The organism is Sphingomonas sp. Leaf412, from assembly GCF_001425405.1.
Classification (GTDB): domain Bacteria; phylum Pseudomonadota; class Alphaproteobacteria; order Sphingomonadales; family Sphingomonadaceae; genus Sphingomonas.
Window position 1 is genome coordinate 1,455,505 of sequence record NZ_LMQP01000003.1, and the last position, 18,673, is coordinate 1,474,177.

Annotated in this window: 19 protein-coding genes; 7 read left to right on the forward strand and 12 right to left on the reverse strand. The window is 69.2% G+C overall.

Annotated features, from left to right (window positions below):
* Positions 1-43: 43 nt before the first annotated feature.
* The 4 genes from ASG29_RS14125 to ASG29_RS14140 form a co-directional block, all read right to left on the reverse strand.
* Positions 44-1,642 (reverse strand): AMP-binding protein, encoded by a 1,599-nt coding sequence (locus ASG29_RS14125; RefSeq protein ID WP_082516010.1) that lies wholly within the window; start codon positions 1,640-1,642, stop codon positions 44-46.
* Positions 1,639-3,228, reverse strand: coding sequence for an acyl-CoA synthetase (locus ASG29_RS14130; RefSeq protein ID WP_055985728.1), 1,590 nt, complete (start codon positions 3,226-3,228; stop codon positions 1,639-1,641). The genes ASG29_RS14125 and ASG29_RS14130 overlap by 4 nt, the downstream gene beginning before the upstream one ends.
* Before the next feature lie 68 nt (positions 3,229-3,296).
* Complete coding sequence (locus ASG29_RS14135) at positions 3,297-3,590, reverse strand: GIY-YIG nuclease family protein (RefSeq protein ID WP_055985110.1); 294 nt, start codon at positions 3,588-3,590, stop codon at positions 3,297-3,299.
* Positions 3,591-3,659: 69 nt separating this feature from the next.
* Positions 3,660-4,919: an acetyl-CoA C-acetyltransferase gene (locus tag ASG29_RS14140; protein ID WP_055985113.1), complete on the reverse strand. Its 1,260-nt coding sequence runs from the start codon at positions 4,917-4,919 to the stop codon at positions 3,660-3,662.
* 93 nt (positions 4,920-5,012) lie between these two features.
* Here ASG29_RS14140 and ASG29_RS14145 point away from each other — a divergent pair, with 93 nt between their 5' ends.
* The 3 genes from ASG29_RS14145 to ASG29_RS14155 all read left to right on the forward strand — a co-directional run bounded on the left by ASG29_RS14145 (position 5,013) and on the right by ASG29_RS14155 (position 8,227).
* Positions 5,013-5,579: a TetR/AcrR family transcriptional regulator gene (locus tag ASG29_RS14145; protein WP_235532917.1), complete on the forward strand. Its 567-nt coding sequence runs from the start codon at positions 5,013-5,015 to the stop codon at positions 5,577-5,579.
* Positions 5,579-6,538 (forward strand): NADPH:quinone oxidoreductase family protein, encoded by a 960-nt coding sequence (locus ASG29_RS14150; RefSeq protein ID WP_055985118.1) that lies wholly within the window; start codon positions 5,579-5,581, stop codon positions 6,536-6,538. Before ASG29_RS14145 ends, ASG29_RS14150 begins: the two co-directional genes overlap by 1 nt.
* Positions 6,539-6,607: 69 nt before the next feature.
* Positions 6,608-8,227, forward strand: coding sequence for a choline dehydrogenase (locus tag ASG29_RS14155; protein WP_055985121.1), 1,620 nt, complete (start codon positions 6,608-6,610; stop codon positions 8,225-8,227).
* A 325-nt stretch (positions 8,228-8,552) separates the two neighbouring features.
* On the opposite strand, the gene ASG29_RS14160 is transcribed toward ASG29_RS14155, so the two are convergent.
* A complete protein-coding gene (locus ASG29_RS14160) occupies positions 8,553-10,667 on the reverse strand; it encodes a PAS domain-containing sensor histidine kinase (RefSeq protein WP_055985124.1) in 2,115 nt (704 codons plus the stop codon).
* 75 nt (positions 10,668-10,742) lie between these two features.
* On the opposite strand from ASG29_RS14160, the gene ASG29_RS14165 reads away from it, so the two are divergent.
* The gene (locus tag ASG29_RS14165; protein WP_055985126.1) at positions 10,743-12,779 is read left to right on the forward strand and encodes an NAD(+) synthase; all 2,037 of its coding nucleotides are present in this window, start codon (positions 10,743-10,745) and stop codon (positions 12,777-12,779) included.
* Positions 12,780-12,850: 71 nt separating this feature from the next.
* Here ASG29_RS14165 and ASG29_RS16845 read toward each other — a convergent pair whose 3' ends face one another.
* From ASG29_RS16845 to ASG29_RS14180, 5 genes are all read right to left on the reverse strand, one after another.
* Positions 12,851-13,075: a hypothetical protein gene (locus tag ASG29_RS16845; protein WP_055985732.1), complete on the reverse strand. Its 225-nt coding sequence runs from the start codon at positions 13,073-13,075 to the stop codon at positions 12,851-12,853.
* A gap of 50 nt (positions 13,076-13,125) precedes the next feature.
* The gene (locus tag ASG29_RS17240) at positions 13,126-13,302 is read right to left on the reverse strand and encodes a hypothetical protein (RefSeq protein WP_200932469.1); all 177 of its coding nucleotides are present in this window, start codon (positions 13,300-13,302) and stop codon (positions 13,126-13,128) included.
* 11 nt (positions 13,303-13,313) lie between these two features.
* Positions 13,314-13,541 (reverse strand): hypothetical protein, encoded by a 228-nt coding sequence (locus ASG29_RS17085; RefSeq protein WP_162242951.1) that lies wholly within the window; start codon positions 13,539-13,541, stop codon positions 13,314-13,316.
* A 64-nt stretch (positions 13,542-13,605) separates the two neighbouring features.
* Entirely contained in the window at positions 13,606-13,818 is a 213-nt protein-coding gene (locus ASG29_RS14175; RefSeq protein ID WP_055985130.1) for a cold-shock protein, read from the reverse strand.
* A 279-nt stretch (positions 13,819-14,097) separates the two neighbouring features.
* A complete protein-coding gene (locus tag ASG29_RS14180) occupies positions 14,098-14,397 on the reverse strand; it encodes a hypothetical protein (RefSeq protein ID WP_055985133.1) in 300 nt (99 codons plus the stop codon).
* Between the two features lie 316 nt (positions 14,398-14,713).
* On the opposite strand from ASG29_RS14180, the gene ASG29_RS14185 reads away from it, so the two are divergent.
* Positions 14,714-15,607, forward strand: a complete 894-nt coding sequence (locus ASG29_RS14185) for an alpha/beta hydrolase (RefSeq protein ID WP_055985136.1) — start codon at positions 14,714-14,716, stop codon at positions 15,605-15,607.
* 6 nt (positions 15,608-15,613) lie between these two features.
* Here ASG29_RS14185 and ASG29_RS14190 read toward each other — a convergent pair whose 3' ends face one another.
* Positions 15,614-16,315 (reverse strand): hypothetical protein, encoded by a 702-nt coding sequence (locus ASG29_RS14190; protein WP_055985139.1) that lies wholly within the window; start codon positions 16,313-16,315, stop codon positions 15,614-15,616.
* A gap of 6 nt (positions 16,316-16,321) precedes the next feature.
* Complete coding sequence (locus ASG29_RS14195; protein WP_055985142.1) at positions 16,322-16,504, reverse strand: hypothetical protein; 183 nt, start codon at positions 16,502-16,504, stop codon at positions 16,322-16,324.
* Positions 16,505-16,647: 143 nt separating this feature from the next.
* Between ASG29_RS14195 and purC the strand changes: the two genes are divergently transcribed.
* Together purC and ASG29_RS14205 are read left to right on the forward strand one after the other, a co-directional pair.
* A complete protein-coding gene (gene purC, locus ASG29_RS14200; RefSeq protein WP_055985146.1) occupies positions 16,648-17,427 on the forward strand; it encodes a phosphoribosylaminoimidazolesuccinocarboxamide synthase in 780 nt (259 codons plus the stop codon).
* Between the two features lie 74 nt (positions 17,428-17,501).
* Positions 17,502-18,671 (forward strand): hypothetical protein, encoded by a 1,170-nt coding sequence (locus ASG29_RS14205; RefSeq protein WP_055985149.1) that lies wholly within the window; start codon positions 17,502-17,504, stop codon positions 18,669-18,671.
* Positions 18,672-18,673: the final 2 nt, after the last annotated feature.

Sequence of the window (18,673 nt, forward strand, 5' to 3'; positions counted from 1 at the left end):
CCCGCTTCCGCGGGGGAACGGGATGGCGTCATTCGGCGACGCGCTACCCCACCCCCGCCAGCACCTTCGCCTTCCCGTAGTCCGCCTTCCCGTTGGGCGCGCGCAGCGATTCGTGCGTCGTCACCAGCAGCTTGGGATGCTTGTACCCCGCCAGATGCCGGCGCAGTTCCTCGCGCACCGCCGCCTCGTCGAAGCCCGCGGCCGCCTGCACTACCGCGGTCACCGACTGGCCCCATTTCGGATCGGGCGTGCCGAACACCAGCGCGTCGTCCACCGCCGGACAGATCTTCAACGCCTCCTCGACTTCCTCGGGAAAGATCTTCTCCCCCGCCGAATTGATGCACGCCGATCCGCGCCCCAGCAGCACGATCGAGCCGTCCGCATTCACCTTCGCGAAGTCGCCCGAGACGGTGTAGCGCACGCCGTCGATCACGCGGAACGTCCGCGCGCTCTTCTCCGCATCCTTGTGATAGCCCAGCGGCGTCGGCGGCCCCAGCACCACCTTCCCGGTCACGTCGGACCCCGGCACCACGTCGCGATCGTCGTCGTCCAGCACGCGGCACCGCCCGCCGATGACGAAGCGCGCGGTCTCCACCGTCCCGTCCCTCGTCGTCAGCGAGGTTCCCATCCCGATCGCCTCGGACGAGGAGAAATTGTCCTGGCACGTCGCCTCGGGCATGTGGCGGATCAGGCCATCCTTCACCCCCTGGCTCCACATCACGCCCGACGAGATCAGCAACCGCACGCTCGATACGTCCCATCGCGCGGGCGCGGCATCCAGCGCCTCCATGATCGGTCGGGCGAAGGCGTCGCCGACCACCACGACGCGATTGGCGCGCCATTTGTCGACCGCATCCAGCAATTCCGCCGCATCGAAATGCCGCCCCGGCAACGTCGCGACCATGCCCCCTGCCAGCAGCGCGTTGTAGGACGACAGCAACCCCGTCCCGTGCATCAACGGCGGCCCGCACACGACGCGCGGATATTCCTCGCCCGCCGCCGCCGCCATCGCGGCCCAACCCGCCACCGCCGTCGGCACCGGCACCCCCGCGGTTTTCAGCGCGACGAACGCGATCCGCGTCAGGTCGCCGTGCGCCCACGCGACTCCCTTGGGCATCCCCGTCGTGCCGCCGGTGTAGATGAAGAATTCGTCCTCCGCCGCGCGCGCGATGCCCAGCGCCGCGCCGTCGCCGTCCTCCGCCAGCGCGTCGAACGCCACCGCCCAGTCGGGCACGCCCACGCCGTCGCCGATCTCGACATAGGTCCGCACCCCCGTCGCGCGCGCACGGACCTCCGCCACGCAATCGCGCAGCGCCTGTCCGTATACCAGCACGGTCGCATCCGAATCCGCCAGGATGTACGCCAGCTCCTCCGCGACGTAGCGGTAGTTGACGTTGACGTGCGTCCCCCGCGCCTTCCAGCAGGCGACCAGCGCGGTCAGATAATCCGCGCTGTTGTGCGCGTAGAAGGCGAAGCGCTCGCCCGTCTGCAACCCGCGCGCCACCAAAGCGCGCGCCAGGTTGTTCGACCGCCGCTTCAGCCCGGCCCAGTCGACCACCTGCGCGCCATGCGCCAATGCCACGCGATCGGGCGGCGTCACCGCCTCGACCGCCTCGATCATGTCCGCGAAGTTGAAGCTCACGACGCCACCCCCACCGCCGCACCGTCCACCAGCGTCTTCTTCCCCCAATATTCGTCGCGCAGCACGCGCTTGTACAATTTGCCCGTGTCGTGGCGCGGCAGCTCGGCGCGGAAATCGATCCGCCGCGGCGTCTTGACGTGGCTCAGATGCTCGCGCGCGAACGCGGTCAGCTCGGCCGCCAGCGCCTCGCCCGCCTCGCCCATGTCGCGCGGCTGGACCACCGCCACGACCTGCTCCCCCATCTCCTCGTGCGGCGCACCGATCACCGCCACGTCCGCGACCTTCGGATGCGTGACCAGCAGGTTCTCGATCTCCGCCGGATAGATGTTCACCCCGCCCGAGATTATCATGAAGCTCTTGCGGTCGGTCAGGTACAGATACCCCTCTTCGTCCACGAAGCCCACGTCGCCCAGCGTCGTCCACCCATGGGAATCGGTCGCCTCGCGCGTCTTGTCGGGATCGTTGTGATACGAAAAACCCGGCCCCGCGGCGGCGCCCGCGGGATCGGGCTTCGGCTCGAAATACACCGTCCCCTCCGTGCGCGCGGGCACCTCGTTCCCGTCCTCGCCCACGATATGCGTGATCGTGGTCAGGTTGCGCCCCACCGATCCGAGATGCGTCAGCCATTCGGCGGCGGAAATGGCGTGGAAGCCGTTGCCTTCCGTCCCCGCATAATATTCTCCGACGATCGGCCCCCACCAGTCGATCATCGCCTGCTTCACCGGCACCGGGCACGGCGCCGCGGCATGCCACACCGCCTTCAGCGACGACATGTCGTGGCGCGCGCGCGCCTCCGCGGGCAGCTTCAGCATCCGCACGAAATGCGTCGGCACCCATTGCGCATGGGTGACGCGATAGGCCTCGATCAGCCGCAACGCCTCTTCCGGATCGAACCGGTCCATCACGACGACCGTGCCGCCCAGCTGCTGCACCGCCATCGTCCAGCGCAGCGGCGCGGCGTGGTACAGCGGCGCGGGGCTGAGATAAACCATGTCGGGCGTGAACCCGTACAGCGCCTGCCCCAGCATCACGAGCGGGGAGACGTTCTCGCCATAGGGCGTCTCGGGCAGCGGGAAGCGGACGCCCTTGGGCTTGCCCGTCGTGCCCGACGAATACAGCATGATCTGCCCCGGCGAGGGGTCGGCGATCGGCGTGTCGGGCTGCGCATCGCGCGCCGCCTCCCACGATTCGTATCCCGCCACGGTTCCGTCGACCATGTAGCGCGTCAGGTCCTGCACCCGCGGCAACAGCGCCTCCGCGCACCCCGCCGTGCCCTTCGACATGATGAGGGCGCGGCATTCCCCGTCGCGGATGATATAGTCCGCCTCGTCCACCGACAGCTTGGACGAGATGCAGGTGACGTACACGCCCGCGCGCTCGGTCGCCCACATGATCTCGAAATAGCGCGGGCTATTGTCCATCATTACCGCGATCGCATCGCCGCGCTTCAGCCCCAGCGACCGCAGCAGGTGCGCCCCCTGGTTGGCGCGGCGCTCCAGCTGTGCGTAGGTGACGGTCTCCCCCGTCGCGGCCATGATGTACGCCGCCTTGTCCGGGCTGGTCGCGGCGTGCTTGTACGGGTGCATAATCGGCCCTTCCTTGCGTTCCCCCGCGCAGGCGGGGGTCCAGTCTGCCCGCGTCTGCGCGGGCATGTTCAGCCGAAGATGGTCGGATACAGGTCCCGCCACTCCGGATTCATCCTCTCGATCGCCGACAGCTTCCACTGCCGGTTCCACTTCTTGATCTGGCGCTCGCGTAACCGGGCGTTCTCGAGATCGTCATGCGCCTCGTACCAGACGAGGAGGGTGCAGCCGTACTGCCGGGTGAAGCCGTCGATGGCGCCGGTCCGATGCTGCCACGCACGCGCAGCGAGATCGCTGGTGACGCCGACATAGATCGTGCCGTTGCGTGCGCTCGCCATGATATAGACGTATCCCGGCTTGCGCATCGCTCCCTCCATTGTGCCTCCGCGAAGGCGGAGGCCCAGACTGGGTCCCCGCCTTCGCGGGGACACACCTCAAGCGGAAACCCGCTCCACGATGATCGCCGGCGCCATCCCGCCCGCGGCGCACATCGTGACCAGGCCGTAGCGCTTGCCCTGCCGCTCCAGCTCGTCGACGACCGTGCCGATCAGGATCGCGCCCGTCGCGCCGATCGGGTGGCCCAACGCGATGGAGCCGCCGTTGACGTTCACCTTCGACCGGTCGAGGTCGAGGTCGCGGATAAATTTCTCCGCCACCACCGCGAACGCTTCGTTGATCTCCCACAGGTCGATGTCGTCCTTGGTCAGCCCCGCCTTCGCCAGCACCTTCTTCGCCGCGGGCACCGGCGCGTTCAGCATCAGCGTGGGATCGTCGCCGATGTTCGCCATCGCCACGATCTTCGCGCGCGGCTTCAGGCCATGCTTCTCGGCATAGTCCTTCGACGCCAGCAGCACCGCCGCCGCACCGTCCACGACGCCGCTGGAATTGCCCGCATGATGGAAATGCTGGATCTCAAGATCGGGGTATTTGCGATTGATCTGCTTGCGGAAAGTGTCGCCCGACTTGTTGTACGGCATGTCCGCCATCGCGGCGAACGAGGGCTTGAGCGCCGCCAGCCCCTCCGCCGTCGTCTGCGGCCGCGGGAATTCGTCCTTCGCCAGCACGACGTTGCCCTCGTCGTCGGTCACCGGCACGATCGACTTGTCGAACCGCCCCTCGTCCATCGCGATCTTCGCCTTGCGCTGGCTCTCCAGCCCCAGCGCGTCCAGGTCCTCGCGCCCGATCCCCTCCATGCTGGCGATTGCGTCGCCGCAGATGCCCTGATGCGACTGCGGATGCACCTCGTTCAGGCGGGTGTTTCCCGATCCCATGCCCAGCATCGGCTTTCCCGATTCCATGTCCTCGGCGGACATCGCGGCGGTCAGGCTCATCATCTCGGTCCCGCCCGCGATGACCAGATCCTCCATCCCGCTCATGATCTGCGCCGCGGCGAAATTCACCGCGGTGATCCCGCCGCCGCAGAAGCGGTCCAGCGTCGTGCCCGACGCCTTGACGTCATAGCCCGCGTCCAGCGCCGCCATCCGGCCCAGGTCGCCGCCCTGCTTGCCGCGCTGGGTCGAGGTCGACCAGATGATGTCGTCCACCTCCGCGGTATCGATATGGTTGCGCTCCTTGATCGCCTTCAGGACCGTGGCGGCCAGGTGCTGCGGGTGCATGTGCGCCAGCGCGCCCTTCCCCTGCTTGCCGATGCCACGGGGTGTGCGGACGGCGTCGATGATATAGGCGTCGGCCATGATGCAAGCCTCTCCAGATGTGATGCGCGCGCGGCACCTTTACCGCTGCGAAGAACCGGCATAACCTTCGTTATGGTCGAGATGATGTCAAGCGTGTCCCCGATTCCGGCCCCCGTTTCGCGGGGCGCGGACCTGACGCCCCGGGATTGGCTGGAGGCGGGACAGTCGCTGCTGCGCCGCGGCGGCCTGCGCGCGCTGAAGCTGCGCCCGCTGGCGGAGGAACTGCGCGTCTCGACCGGCAGCTTCTATCATCATTTCAGCGACTTCGACGCGTATCAGGGGCAATTGGCGCGCTATTTCGCGGAGGATCAGGTCGGCGACCTCATCGCCGCGCTGGAACGCGCGGAGGCCGATCCGATCGCGCGCATCCGCCTGCTGGGCCAGACCGTGCGCCGCCGCGGCGCATCGCGGATCGCGATCGCGATGCGCGCCTGGGCCGAGAGCGATCCGCGCGCCCGCGCCGCGGTGGAACGCCACGACACGCTGATGCTGGACGCGATCGCGACCTGGCTGACGCAGGCGGGGTTCAGCCGCGCGGAGGCGGAGGTCCGCGCCTACGGCCTCATCACCCTGGGGCTCAGCAAGGTCCACGCGCCGCATCTCGACATGGCGGACGTGTTCGATTCGCTGCTCGACATCATGGTCGCGCGCGCCTCCTGATGCGCGCGCTGACCGTCTCGACGCTGTCGCCCGACCTGTCGGGAACCGCGCTGGCCGACGTGCCGGATGCGGTGGCGCGGCCGGGACAGGTGCTGATCCGCGTGAAGGCCGCGTCGCTCAACTATCCCGATCTGCTGATGACGCGCGGCGAGTATCAGATGAAGCCGCCGCTCCCCTTCGTCCCCGGCATGGAGGTGGCGGGGGAGGTCGTGTCGGGCGACGGCGTCGCGCCCGGCACCGCGGTGGTCGCGGGCACCCGGCTGGGCGGCTTCGCGGACTTGGTCGCAGTCGATGCCGCAGCGGTCCGCGCGAAGCCCGCGCACCTGTCCTTCGCGGAGGCGGCGAGCGTCGGCACCGCGTACCTCACCGCCTGGGTCGCGCTGGTCCGCCTCGCCCGGATCGAGGCGGGCGAATGGCTGCTGGTCCATGGCGCCACCGGCGGCGTCGGCCTCGCCGCGGTCGACCTAGGCCATGCGCTCGGCGCGAAGGTCATCGCCACCTCGCGCAGCCCGGACAAGCTGGCGACGCTCGCGCGCGCCTATCCCGTGGCCGCCACCCTTCCGGCACCGGGATTTCGCGAGGAAGTGAAGGCGCTTACCGGCGGCGGCGCAGACGTGGTGTACGATCCCGTCGGCGGCGGCGTGTTCGACGAATCGGTCCGCTGCATCGCGTTCGGCGGACGGTTGCTGGTCGTCGGCTTCACCTCCGGCCGGATCGCAGAAATATCCACCAACATGCCGTTGATAAAGGGCTTTTCGGTCGTCGGCGTCCGCGCGGGCGAATATGGCCGGCAATTCCCCGATCGCGGGCGCGAGAATCTCGACGCGATCTGGAAGCTGGCGGGCGACGGCCGCATCCGCCCCCGCGTCCACGCCGAAATCCCGCTCGCCGACTGGCGACAGGCGTTCGACGCGATGCAGGCGAGCGACATGGTCGGGAAACTGGTGTTGGTGCCGTGACGTAAACGAAACGAACCCCGCCCCGTTGCGCCCAGGGCGCACGGAGGCGGGGTCATTTGGAGAGTGGTAATGCCCGGATACGATTACGTCATCGTCGGCGGCGGTTCCGCCGGCTGCGCGCTCGCCGCGCGGCTGAGCGAGGATCCCGCCGCCACCGTCTGCCTGCTGGAGGCGGGCGGCGCGAACAAGGAACTGCTGGTCCGCATGCCCGCGGGCGTCGGCAACCTCATCAAGGCGAAGGGCAAGCACAACTGGGGCTTCTGGACCGAGGCCGAACCGCACCTCGACGGCCGCCGCCTGTGGTGGCCGCGCGGGCGCGGGCTGGGCGGATCGTCCGCGATCAACGGCATGGTCTACACCCGCGGCCACCCGCGCGATTACGACGAGTGGCGGCAGTTCGGGCTGACCGGCTGGTCGTGGGACGACGTCCTCCCCTATTTCCGCCGGCTGGAGGGGCATCACCGCGGCGAATGCGACGGCCTGCACGGCGCCGACGGCCCGTTGCGCATTTCTGGCGGGGAGAGCGACAGCCCGTTCCACGACGCCCTGATCGAGGCGGGGCGGCAGGCGGGCTATCCCGTCACCACCGATTTCAACGGCGCGTCGCAGGAAGGGTTCGGCCGCTACGACCTGACCATCCACGACGGCAGCCGCTGGTCCACCGCCGCCGCGTACCTCCGCCCGGTGCTGGCGCGCAAGAATCTGACCGTGATTACAGACGCTAGGACCACGCGCCTCATCCTCGATCGCACCCGCGTCGTCGCGGTCGAATATGCGCAGGGCAAGACATTGCAGCGCGTCGAGGTGGCGGGTGAGGTCCTGCTGTCCGCGGGCGCGGTGCAGAGCCCGCAGCTCCTCCAGCTTTCCGGCATCGGCGCGCCCGACCGCCTGCGCAAGGCGGGGGTCGACTGCCTCCACGACCTGCCCGGCGTGGGCGAGAACCTTCAGGATCATCTCGACATCATCCTGAACTGGCGCAGCAAGGACCTCGTCACCGCCTTCTCCGCGACGAAGGGCCTGCGGCAGATCGCGACCGGCCTCAACTACCTGCTGCGCGGGCAGGGGCTGGGCCGGCAGCAGTTCCTCGAATCCGGCGCGTTCGTGTCCTCGCGCGAAGGGCTGTCGCGCCCCGACGTGCAGATCCACGGCGTCCTCGCGATCATGCAGGATCATGCGAAGGTGAAGGCGACCGAGGACGGCTTCGCCATGCACCTGTGCCAGCTGCGCCCCGAAAGCCGCGGCCGCATCGACCTGGCGTCGAGCGATCCGCAGGCCGATCCGCTGATCCACGCCAATTACCTCGCCACGCCGGAGGATCGCCGCGTGATGCGCGAATGCGTGAAGATCGGCCGCGACGTGGCGTCGCAGGCGGCGCTCGACCCGTATCGCGCCGCCGAACTCGCGCCCGGCGCGGACATGCGCACCGACGAGCAGATCGACGCCTGGGTCCGCGCCAATGCGGAAACGATCTACCACCCCGTGGGCACGTGCAAGATGGGCGCGGACGGCGACGCGATGGCGGTGGTCGACGCCGAGCTGAAGGTGCGCGGGATCGCGGGCCTGCGCGTGATCGACGCCTCGGTCATGCCGACATTGGTCGGATCGAACACCAACGCGCCGACGATCATGATCGCGGAAAAAGCGGCAGACATGATCCGCGGACGACGGGGGGAACGGCTGGCGGCATAGGCCGCCCCGAAACGCCCCGCCCTCACCCTTCCGCGGCGTTGCCGCTCCCTCCCTCTCCCATCGGGAGAGGGACAAGGCGCGCAGCGCCGAAGGGTGAGGGCAGGTCGGAACGCGCGGTCTGAACCGGAACCGGAAGGCCATACCCCGTCCCGCTGTCCTACACGCCCCGACCGCGCTACATCCGTCGCCACGCTCTTTCGCATCGTCCCGCCCCCCGCTCGCCCGCGCCAGCATCGGCGCATCCACGGGAAGAGATTCCACCCCCGGTGTGGCGTCAACTTCGTGAACTTCCGCGGCGCCACGACGCCCCGGCCGCGCCCCGCCGCTACCCCGCGTCGATCATCGCGCCCAGCCGCTCGATCACCGCCTCGCGCCGGAACGGCTTGCGGATCAGCCGGTCCTCCGGCACCGCGGCGATCGCGTCGATGTCGGCATAGCCCGTGACGAACAGGATCGGCAGGCCGGGACGCCGCTGCGATGCGATGGCGGCGAATTCCACGCCGTTCATCCGCGGCATCGCGAAGTCCGCGACGACCGCGTCGATCTTCGGCTCCAGCGCGAGCGCCCGCAGCGCCTCGACACCGTCCGCGGCCTCCACCACGCGGCATCCCGCCGCGCGCAGCGCCTCCGCGGTCACGTCGCGCACCGCCTCCTCGTCGTCCAGGACCAGGATCGTGCGTCCCGCGATCGATCCGCGCGCGCTGGGCGCCGCGGGCGTCGCATCCTGCGGTTCCGCGGCCTGCGCGGCGCGGGGCAGGAAGACGCTGACCGTGGTGCCTGCGCCCTCGACCGTGTCGATCCTGACTCCCCCGCCCGATTGCTTGGCGAACCCGAACACCTGCGCCAGGCCCAGTCCCGATCCCTTCCCCACGTCCTTGGTCGTGAAGAACGGCTCGAACGCACGCGCCAGCACGTCGGGCGTCATGCCCGTGCCCGTGTCCGTGACCGCGACGCGCACGTAATCGCCCGCCGCGGGCTCCTCCGGCCGTTCGGGCGCGGCGCATGCGACGTTCGCGGTGGACACGGTCAGCGTTCCCCCGCCCTGCATCGCGTCGCGCGCGTTGATCGCCAGGTTCAGGATGATGAGCTCGATCTGCGTCGGATCGACCAGCGCGGGCCACAGCTGCGGATCGGTCGCGGTCTCGATCGTGATCGCGCGGCCCAGCGTGCTGGACAACAGCGCGATCAGCCCGTTCACGGTGTCGTTCAGGTCCACCGCCTTCGCCGCCAGCCGCTGGCGACGGGAGAAGGCCAGCAATTGCGCGGTCAGCGTCGCGCCGCGCTCCGCCGCGATGCGGATATGGTCCAGGCGCTGGTGCGACCGCGCGTCCAGCGGCCCCTTCGCCGCGGCCAGCGCCAGCATCTCGACATTGCCCAGGACCACGGTCAGCAAATTGTTGAAATCGTGCGCGACCCCGCTGGTCAGCTGCCCGATCGCCTCCAGCCGCTGCATCTGGTGCAACGTCGCCTCGACGCGCTCGCGTTCCGATATCTGCTGCGTCAGTTCCGCGGTCCGCTCCGCCACCCGCTGTTCCAGCTGCTCGCCCGCCAGATGCGCGTCGGTCACGTCGATCGCGCAGCCGACATAGCCCTGGAAGACGCCCCCGGCGTAGCGCGGCCGGACCTCGCCGTGGATCCAGCGCACTTCGCCAGCGACGGTGACGACGCGGAATTCGCCCCCCGACGGCGCCGGGTCCGCGCTATAGGCGCGGGCGCGCTCGCGGACGCGAGGCGCGTCCTCGGGCAGCACCGCGATGCCCCATCCCTCCGCCACCATCCGCGCCGGCGCGATGCCCAGCATCACCTCGAAATAGGCATTGGCGAAGGCGATGTCCCCGACCGTGTCGGTCAGCCACACCAGCGCGGGCAATCCGTCCGCCAGGTCGCGGAACCGCGCCTCGCTCTCGCGCAGCCGCTCGCTCTCCGCCGCGATGTCGCGCAGCGCGCGGACGCGCGCGGTCGTTTCCGATACGATGCACAGGACGCCGCCGACGCCGCCGTCCTCGACCGAGACGGCGGAATAGGAGATGTCGAAATACACCTCCTCCCCCGTGTCGCCGCGTTCGATGTAGAACGGCCGGTCCTTCGCCGAATAGGTCTGCCCCGTCCGCCGCACCTGCGCCAGCAGGGGCTCCAGGTCGTCCCACATCTCCGCCCAGCATTCGCGCGCCGGGCGGCCCAGCGCCGCCGGATGCTTGGTGCCGATCGTCGGCGCATAGGCGTCGTTGTAGAAGGCGACATAGTCCGGCCCCCAGAACAGCACGATCTCCGCACTGGCGGGCAGCATCAGCGACACCGCGTTGACCAGCGCATCGGGCCAATAGGCGATCGGTCCGACCGGCGACGCGCCCCAGTCGTGCGCCGCGATCCGCCGCCCCATGTCGCCGCCCCGCGCGAACAGGCGCGTCCGGGCTGCGGTGCGGGCGGGCACGTCGTCCATGTGCGTCGCAACCTATCGTGCAATCGGCTTTTCGCAAATTGGCAATTTATTGATCGACGTCGTATCGCGGCGCGCATGAACCCGCGCTTCGGATCGATCCACCACCACCGCCTGCTGCGCGTCGCCGCGGCCACCCCGCTCGCCACCGTCGGCGATCCCGCGCGCAACGCCGCCGCGACGGTCGCGATCGCGCGGCAGGCGCACGACGCGGCGGTCGACCTGGTCGTCTTCCCCGAACTGTCGCTCAGTTCCTACGCGATCGACGACCTGCACCTGCAATCGGCGCAGCGCACCGCGACGCTGGCGGCGCTGGCCGCGGTGCGCGCCGCGTCCGCGGACCTGTCGCCGGTGCTGCTGGTGGGCGCCGCGCTGGAACGCAACGGACGGCTGTACAATTGCGCCGTCGCGATCGCGCGCGGCAGGATCCTGGGCGTCGTGCCCAAGACGTTCCTGCCCAATTATCGCGAATATTACGAGAAGCGCCATTTCGCCGGCGGCGCGGGCCTGGCGGGCCTGACCATCCCGGTCGACGGGGCGGACGTGCCCTTCGGGACGGACCTGATCTTCGCCGCCGCCGACCTGCCGCACTTCGTCTTCCATGCCGAGATCTGCGAGGATTACTGGGCGCCCACCCCGCCGTCGACGATGGGGGCGCTGGCGGGGGCGCTGGTGTGCGCGAACCTGTCGGCCTCGAACGTCACGGTGGGCAAGTCGCGCGAGCGCATGATGCTGTCCGCGGCGCAAAGCGCGCGCGCGGTCTGCGCCTATGTCTATTCCGCCACCGGCGCGGGGGAGAGCACGACCGACCTGGCGTGGGACGGCCAGGGATCGGTCCACGAACTGGGCGACCTCCTCGCCGCATCCGAACGGTTCGATCACGCCGCCGAACTGATGGTCGCCGACGTGGATTGCGAACTGATTTCGCAGGAGCGGCTGCGCATGGGCACGTTCAACGACGCCGCGATCCAGGCCGGCCACCCCGAAACCCGCTTCCGCCGGATCGCCTTCGATCACGCGCCCACCTTCGCCGACGTCGGCCTCGAACGCGCCGTCCGCCGCTTCCCCTTCGTCCCCGACACGCCGCAAAGCCTGGACGAGGATTGCTACGAGGCGTTCAACATCCAGGTCGAGGGCATCGCCAAGCGGCTCGTCGCCGCCAACGCGAAACGGCTGGTGATCGGCGTGTCGGGCGGCCTCGATTCCACCCACGCGCTGATCGTCGCGGCGAAGGCGCTCGACCGCCTCGGCCGCCCCCGCACCGATATCCTCGGCATCACCATGCCCGGCTTCGCCACCAGCGCGGGCACGAAGGACAATGCGTGGACGCTGATGCGCGCGCTGGGCATCACCGCGGAGGAGATCGACATCCGCCCCGCCGCCGAACGCCTGCTGAAGGACATCGGCCATCCCTACGGCGCCGGCGAGCCCGTGTACGACGTGACGTTCGAGAACGTGCAGGCGGGCCTGCGCACCGACTACCTGTTCCGCATCGCCAACCAGCGCGAGGGGCTGGTCGTCGGCACGGGGGACCTCAGCGAACTGGCGCTGGGCTGGTGCACCTACGGTGTCGGCGACCAGATGAGCCACTACGCCGTCAACGCGGGCGTGCCCAAGACGCTGATCCAGTTCCTGATCCGCTGGGCGATCGCGACCGACCAATACGATCCCGCGACCGATGCGGTGCTGGACGCGATCCTGGGGCAGGAAATCTCGCCCGAACTGGTGCCGGGGGAAGCGATGCAGAGTACGGAGGCGAAGATCGGGCCCTATGCGCTGAACGACTTCTTCGCGCATTACGTCATCCGCCACGGCCTCGCGCCGTCGAAGATCGCCTTCCTCGCGCACGCGGCGTGGCGCGATGCGGACGCGGGCCGGTGGCCGATCGGTTATCCGGTGGAGGCGCGGACCGCCTACGACCTGCCGACGATCCGGATGTGGCTCGAACGCTTCCTGGTCCGCTTCTTCCAGACCAGCCAGTTCAAGCGCTCGGCGCTGCCCAACGGGCCGAAGGTATCCGCGGGCGGCGCGCTGTCCCCCCGCGGCGACTGGCGCGCCCCGTCGGACGGGGTGGCGGATGCGTGGTTGCAGGAACTGGCCGCGAACGGGCCGTAACCATTAGCGACGCGATCCAGGGTTCCGCGTGGTGCCCTGGATCGCATCGCTACGCTCGCACTGACGGAAACCTAGACGCCGACCCGCGCCCCGATCGCCTGGACGACGCTGGCCGCGCCCTCCGCGCTGGCGATCGCGATGTCGATCGGCCGACCGCCCAATGCGTCGTCGAGCGTGTTCAGGAACAGCACCGCATCGTCGCGCCCCAGCTTCTCGAACGCCAGCCGCGACACGTCGCCCTGCCGGTTCGCCTGGTCGCGCGACAACGGGGTCGCGGTGGAACGATAACGCTTCATCGCTGGCCGCACCTTGTTGACGGTATCCGACGTGTTGCGGAAGAAAGCGGTCAAAGCGACGGACGCCCGAACGGCGACCGGGCGCCGGTGGCGTCCTGCAACGCCGCGATGCCCGCGGCATAGCCCGCCAGCAACCCTTCGTGGGACAGCCGCGCTTCCGGGGTCGCGGCATTCTCGACCGCGTTGAGCGAAACCTGATGGCGATGGAACAGGTGGTTGAGATCCATGCGGACGCTCCTCAGGCTGGAATGAACAGGGCGGCGGCCTGCGGCTCGCCGGCGTGTTCCGCCGGAACCTGCGGCTCACCGCCGCTGCGGCCCTTCTCGCTCTTCTCGCTGCGATGCGCGAGCGCGAGCCAGGCCTTCTCGGATCGCAGGCAGCGGTCCCTTACATTGTCCAGCGTCGCGACGTCGGCCTCGGTGCGCGCGGTGTCGGCGAACCGTTTGTAGTCGGTGCTGGACGGCATGGGGGTCGCTCCTGTCGTGGATCCTCGGTAAAGAAACGGGGGCGCGTGGCCCCCGTCCCGTCGTTCAGTCGACCGCGGTGAGGTTCACCGCGCTGGCCCGACCGCGACGATCGTTCTCCAGCTCATAGCTGACGCGCTGCTGCTCCTTCAGCGTGGCGAAGCCCGATGCCTCGACCGCGGAGATGTGCACGAACGCGTCGCTGCCGCCGTTGTCCGGCGCGATGAAGCCGAAGCCCTTGTCCATGTTGAAGAATTTTACGGTGCCGATGGTGGCCATGATGATGTCCCTTCGTTTTGGGGGGCGGGCCGAAAACCGGCACGCCCGGTGCCTTGGCAGCAAAAGAGGGAACAGGGTCGCAAAGCGCCGTAGACCGTCGATGTGCGACTGTAGCAGCACCGATATAGGGCAGGACGCGAAAAATCGCAACCCGTCCCGGATCGGCATCGCGAATGTCGTCCGGCGCACCCTACAAATAATATTCGCATCGGCTGATCTATACCGCGACGCGAAAGACTTTCCCGGCGATGGGCGATTATTTACTGGTGGTATCGATTTCTAGTGCCGAACGTCGCGCGGCATCCGGCTGAACACGCCGTCGCGGTCGCGCAGGATCACCGATACCGCATGATACAGGTCCGCCGCCGCCAGGTCGCCCCGCGCCAGCGCGCTGCGCGATCGCTGCGCCGCGCTCGCGCCCGCCTGCCGTCCCAGCTTCGCGGACAGCCGCGCCGCCAGCCGCACCGCCATGGGTTCCGCATCCGCCACCGCATCGCGCGGCGCGTGGCGGGCGGGCGGCACGCGCAATCGCCGCACCATCGCCCGGCCGCTGTCCTTCACGCCGCCCTTCATCGCCATTCGCGCCAGTAGCGCCAGCGCCGGCGATACCGGCGGAACAGCTTCATCATCGCCGTCATGCGCCCGGCGTCCGGCGGCACGGCGATGCGACGATGCGGGAAATGGGGTCCGTGTCCACGTCGAGCTCCCTCGTGGGCAAGCGGGAGCGCGATCGTCTCTCAGCCGTCGGTGCTTGAAGCGGGAACCCGACGATGCGACGCTGTACCATGGGCACCCCCGCCCACAAAGCGAAAGCGCCCGCATGCCCCCCGCCCCCCGCCGTCCGGTCGCCCTTCGCGCGCTTGCATGCCCGGCCCTGCTCGCGGCATGTGCGCCCATGGCCCCGCCCGCCACGCCTCCGGCCCCCGCATCACCGCCCGCCGCATCCGCGTTCGCGCCGCTGACCTGGGGCGACCTGCTGAAACGCCCGCGCCCCGTCGCCGATGCGACCCTGTCCTACGGCGCCGCGCCGGAGCAGAAGGTGGATGTCTGGCTGCCCGACCGTCGCGGGCCGCACCCCGTGGTCGTGATGGTCCACGGCGGCTGCTGGCAGACGGATATCGCGGACCGGACACTGATGGACTGGGTCGCGGCGGACCTGCGCGCGTCGGGTGTCGCGGTGTGGAACATCGACTATCGCGGCGTCGACCGGCCGGGCGGCGGCTATCCCGGCACCTTCCGCGACGCCGCCGCCGCCACCGACCTGCTGCGCGGCGAGGCGAAGCGGCTGAACCTCGACGCGAGCAAGGTCGTCGCGATCGGCCATTCCGCGGGCGGCCACCTCGCGCTCTGGCTCGCCGCCCGCCCGCGCGTGCCCGCGGGCAGCGTGCTGCGCACCCGCGATCCGCTCCCCGTCGCGCACGTCGTCTCGCTCGGCGGCCTGCCCGATCTGGAAGCGACGGCGGCGTCGCCCGACAACGGCTGCGGCACGGACGTGATCGCGCGCCTCGTCGGCGGCAATTACGCCGACACCTCGATCCCCCGCCTCCTCCCGCTCGGCGTGGCGCAGGACCTCGTCAACGGGCGCGAGGACCGCATCATCCCCTTCCGCATGGCGACCGATTACGTCGCCCGCGCGACGACGGCGGGCGACCGCGCGACGCTGCATACCGTCGCGAACACCGGCCACGTCGAACTCGTCACCCCCGGCACCGCCGCATGGAAGGAAGCGAAGCGCCTGACGCTCGCCGCCCTCGGCGTGCCCGATCACGCGCGGGACACGGCACGATAGCTCCGGTCACTCTTCAAGCTGAAAGACGCGGAAGGCAATATTGTGCCAGTCGTCCTTCGATACCGCGAGCATGTCGATCGTGCCCTCCATCTCGCGTCGCTCCGGACCGCCCGACCGCAAGACGAGGTAGAACATGCTGACATCGCGCAGGATCACCTTCGCCGGAAAGCGGTCGGCGTCCCGGATGAGGTCCACGACGGTCCCCTGATATCCGATCTGCCGCCCGTCCGCGCCGATCTTGCCCAGCACATAGGCGACGATGAACCGGCCCGACCCGTCGCCCTTGCGGATCAGCTCGGCGAGGGGGCCGTAAAGGAACTTGTCGCCCGCGATCCGGCTGGCGTGCGCCCCCGCGAGCCGTCCGCCCAGATAGGCCGTGACGCACAAGGACAGCAGGCCGGCGAACATCGCGAACGACTGTTGCGGCGAACGCAGCCCGCCGCGATCGGCAGCGAACATCAGATAGGGATCCGCGAGCGGCAACGGCGTCCATGCCGGCAGGCATGAGACGACGGACAACGCACCGGCGTACACGACATGGACGATCAGGCTCGCCGATCCGACCAGCGCGATGCCGTCCGCGCTGGACAGCGGCGGACTCGATGGCTCCACCTCGGCGGTCTTCGCCATCGCGAAGAAGGTACGGATCGCGATTATTCCGGGCAGCAGCAATGCGGCGGTCAGCACCGCAAGCAACGTCACACCCATCGACGACTACCCCGCGGCGTCACCGCGTTCCCGCACGGGATGGTCCGGCGCATCGCGCAATCGCACGACGTAGACACCGTTCTCGTCCGGTCTGGCGACCCGCTCGACCGCGCCCCAGCCACCGAAAGCAGCCATCATCCGCGCAGCGGTACGCAACGACTCATCGGAGTTCATGCGGCTCGTGCTCATGGGACAAAGCTAGGCGTTCACCAACTGTTCGGCAAGTCCCACCCCCTGATTGCACCCCCCGCCCCCATCCCCTATAGCCGCCCTCATCCCGCCCCGGTCGGCCGCGCGCCGCCGGGGCCGCTCGTTTCCAGGGGAATTCGCCGATGGCTCGTCGCCGGCAGATCTACGAAGGCAAGGCCAAGATCCTGTACGAGGGTCCCGAACCCGGCACGCTGATCCAGTATTTCAAGGACGACGCCACCGCCTTCAACGCGCAGAAGAAGGGGACGATCAACGGCAAGGGCGTCCTGAACAACCGCATCAGCGAACATATCTACACGCTGCTGAACACCATCGGCGTGCCAACCCACTTCATCCGCCGCCTGAACATGCGCGAGCAGTTGATCCGGCAGGTCGAGATCGTCCCGGTCGAGGTCATGGTCCGCAACGTCGCCGCCGGCTCGCTCAGCAAGCGGCTGGGGATCGAGGAAGGCACGCAGCTTCCCCGCACGATCATCGAATATGCCTACAAGTCGGACGAGCTGGGCGATCCGATGATTACCGACGAGCATATCGCCGCCTTCGGCTGGGCGTCGCAGGAGGAGATGCACGACATCGCCGACCTGGCGATCCGCGTGAACGACTTCCTGACCGGCCTGTTCGCCGGCGTCGGCATCCGGCTGGTGGACTTCAAGCTGGAATTCGGCCGCATCTGGGACAACGACTACGGCCGCATCATCCTGGCGGACGAGATCAGCCCGGATTGCTGCCGCCTGTGGGACATGGAGTCGGCCGAAAAGCTCGACAAGGACCGCTTCCGCCGCGACCTTGGCGGCGAGGTGGAGGCGTATCAGGAGGTCGCCCGCCGCCTCGGCCTGCTGCCGGAGGAAGGCGCGACCTCGGTCCTCGACCTCGACAGCCATCGCAAGCGGCGTGGAAAGTAGGCACGGTTGACGGCCTGTTAACCCCATTTCCCTAATCCCCCACCCATCGGAACGGGTTGTTCGGGGGTTTGGTGATGCGGGTTACGTCGATCATGCTGGCGCTGCCGTTGCTGGCGCTGGCCGCCTGCGGCGGCGCGGGACCGGAAAGCGCGGGCAGCGTCGCCGCCCCGCCTGCGGGCACGGGCGGCACCGGATCGGGCGGCACGGGCTCCGGCGGGAGCGGCACCGGGGTCGGCGCCGCGCCCACGCCGACGCCCACCCCTTCGGCGGGCTTCCTGTCGGTCGCGGAGGAAACCACCTTCACCGCGGTCGGCGCGGCGCATTCGTTCGACTATAGCAGCACCAACGGCGTCATCACCTCGGTCCTGTATCAGGGCAATGCGGGGACGGTGCGCTCGCCCAGCGGCTCGGTCGCCTACAGCCCGCGCGACGGCATCTTCACGCTCACGCTGAACGACACGAAGGCGGGCATCACGCGCACCAACCGGTTCCAGGACCCGGCGCATCGCAGTGACTTCAACCCCGAAAGCACGCCCTCGCTGGAGGCGCCGAACCTCGCCGGCTTCAACTATCTCACGTCCGGGAACGCCACCCAGACGACGACCTTCTTCTACCAGCGCCCCGATTCGACGATCCACGTCACACTGGGCGGCTTCAGCTATCTGGCGAAGGACGCCGCCGGCGTCCTGACCGAGCGCGATCACGGCGTCATGGTCTTCGGCGCGCTGACGCCGCAGACGCAGATCCCGATTTCCGGATCGGGTACCTATAACGGCGGCTTCATCGCGTCGGCGGTCCTGAACCCCACGTTCGATTCCACCAGCCCGCGGACCAGCTACATGCAGTGGATCACGGGCGACAGCCGCGTGCTGGTCGATTTCGGCCGGTCGACCGTCGCGGTCGATCTTTCGGGTCGGCTCGGCCCGACGTTTTCGGAGGGCACGCGCATCGCCGACGCCGCGCTGCTCTATCCCAGCGGGACGTATTTCGCCGCCAGCGGGTCGGCGACGATCGACCTGATCCGCACCGGCGGCTTCGCGGGCGTGTTCGACACCGCCTTCCTCGGCACGCGCGCGATCGACTTCGCCGGCATCAGCGCGGGCAGCAGCACCGCGGGCGCCAGCTCGATCGACGGCGCGTTCTTCGGCCCCAATGCGGTGAACGTGGGCGGCAGCTTCCGCATCGTCGGCGGCGTGCCGGACCAGCGTGTCGACATCCAGGGCGCGTTCACGGGCAGCCGCTGACC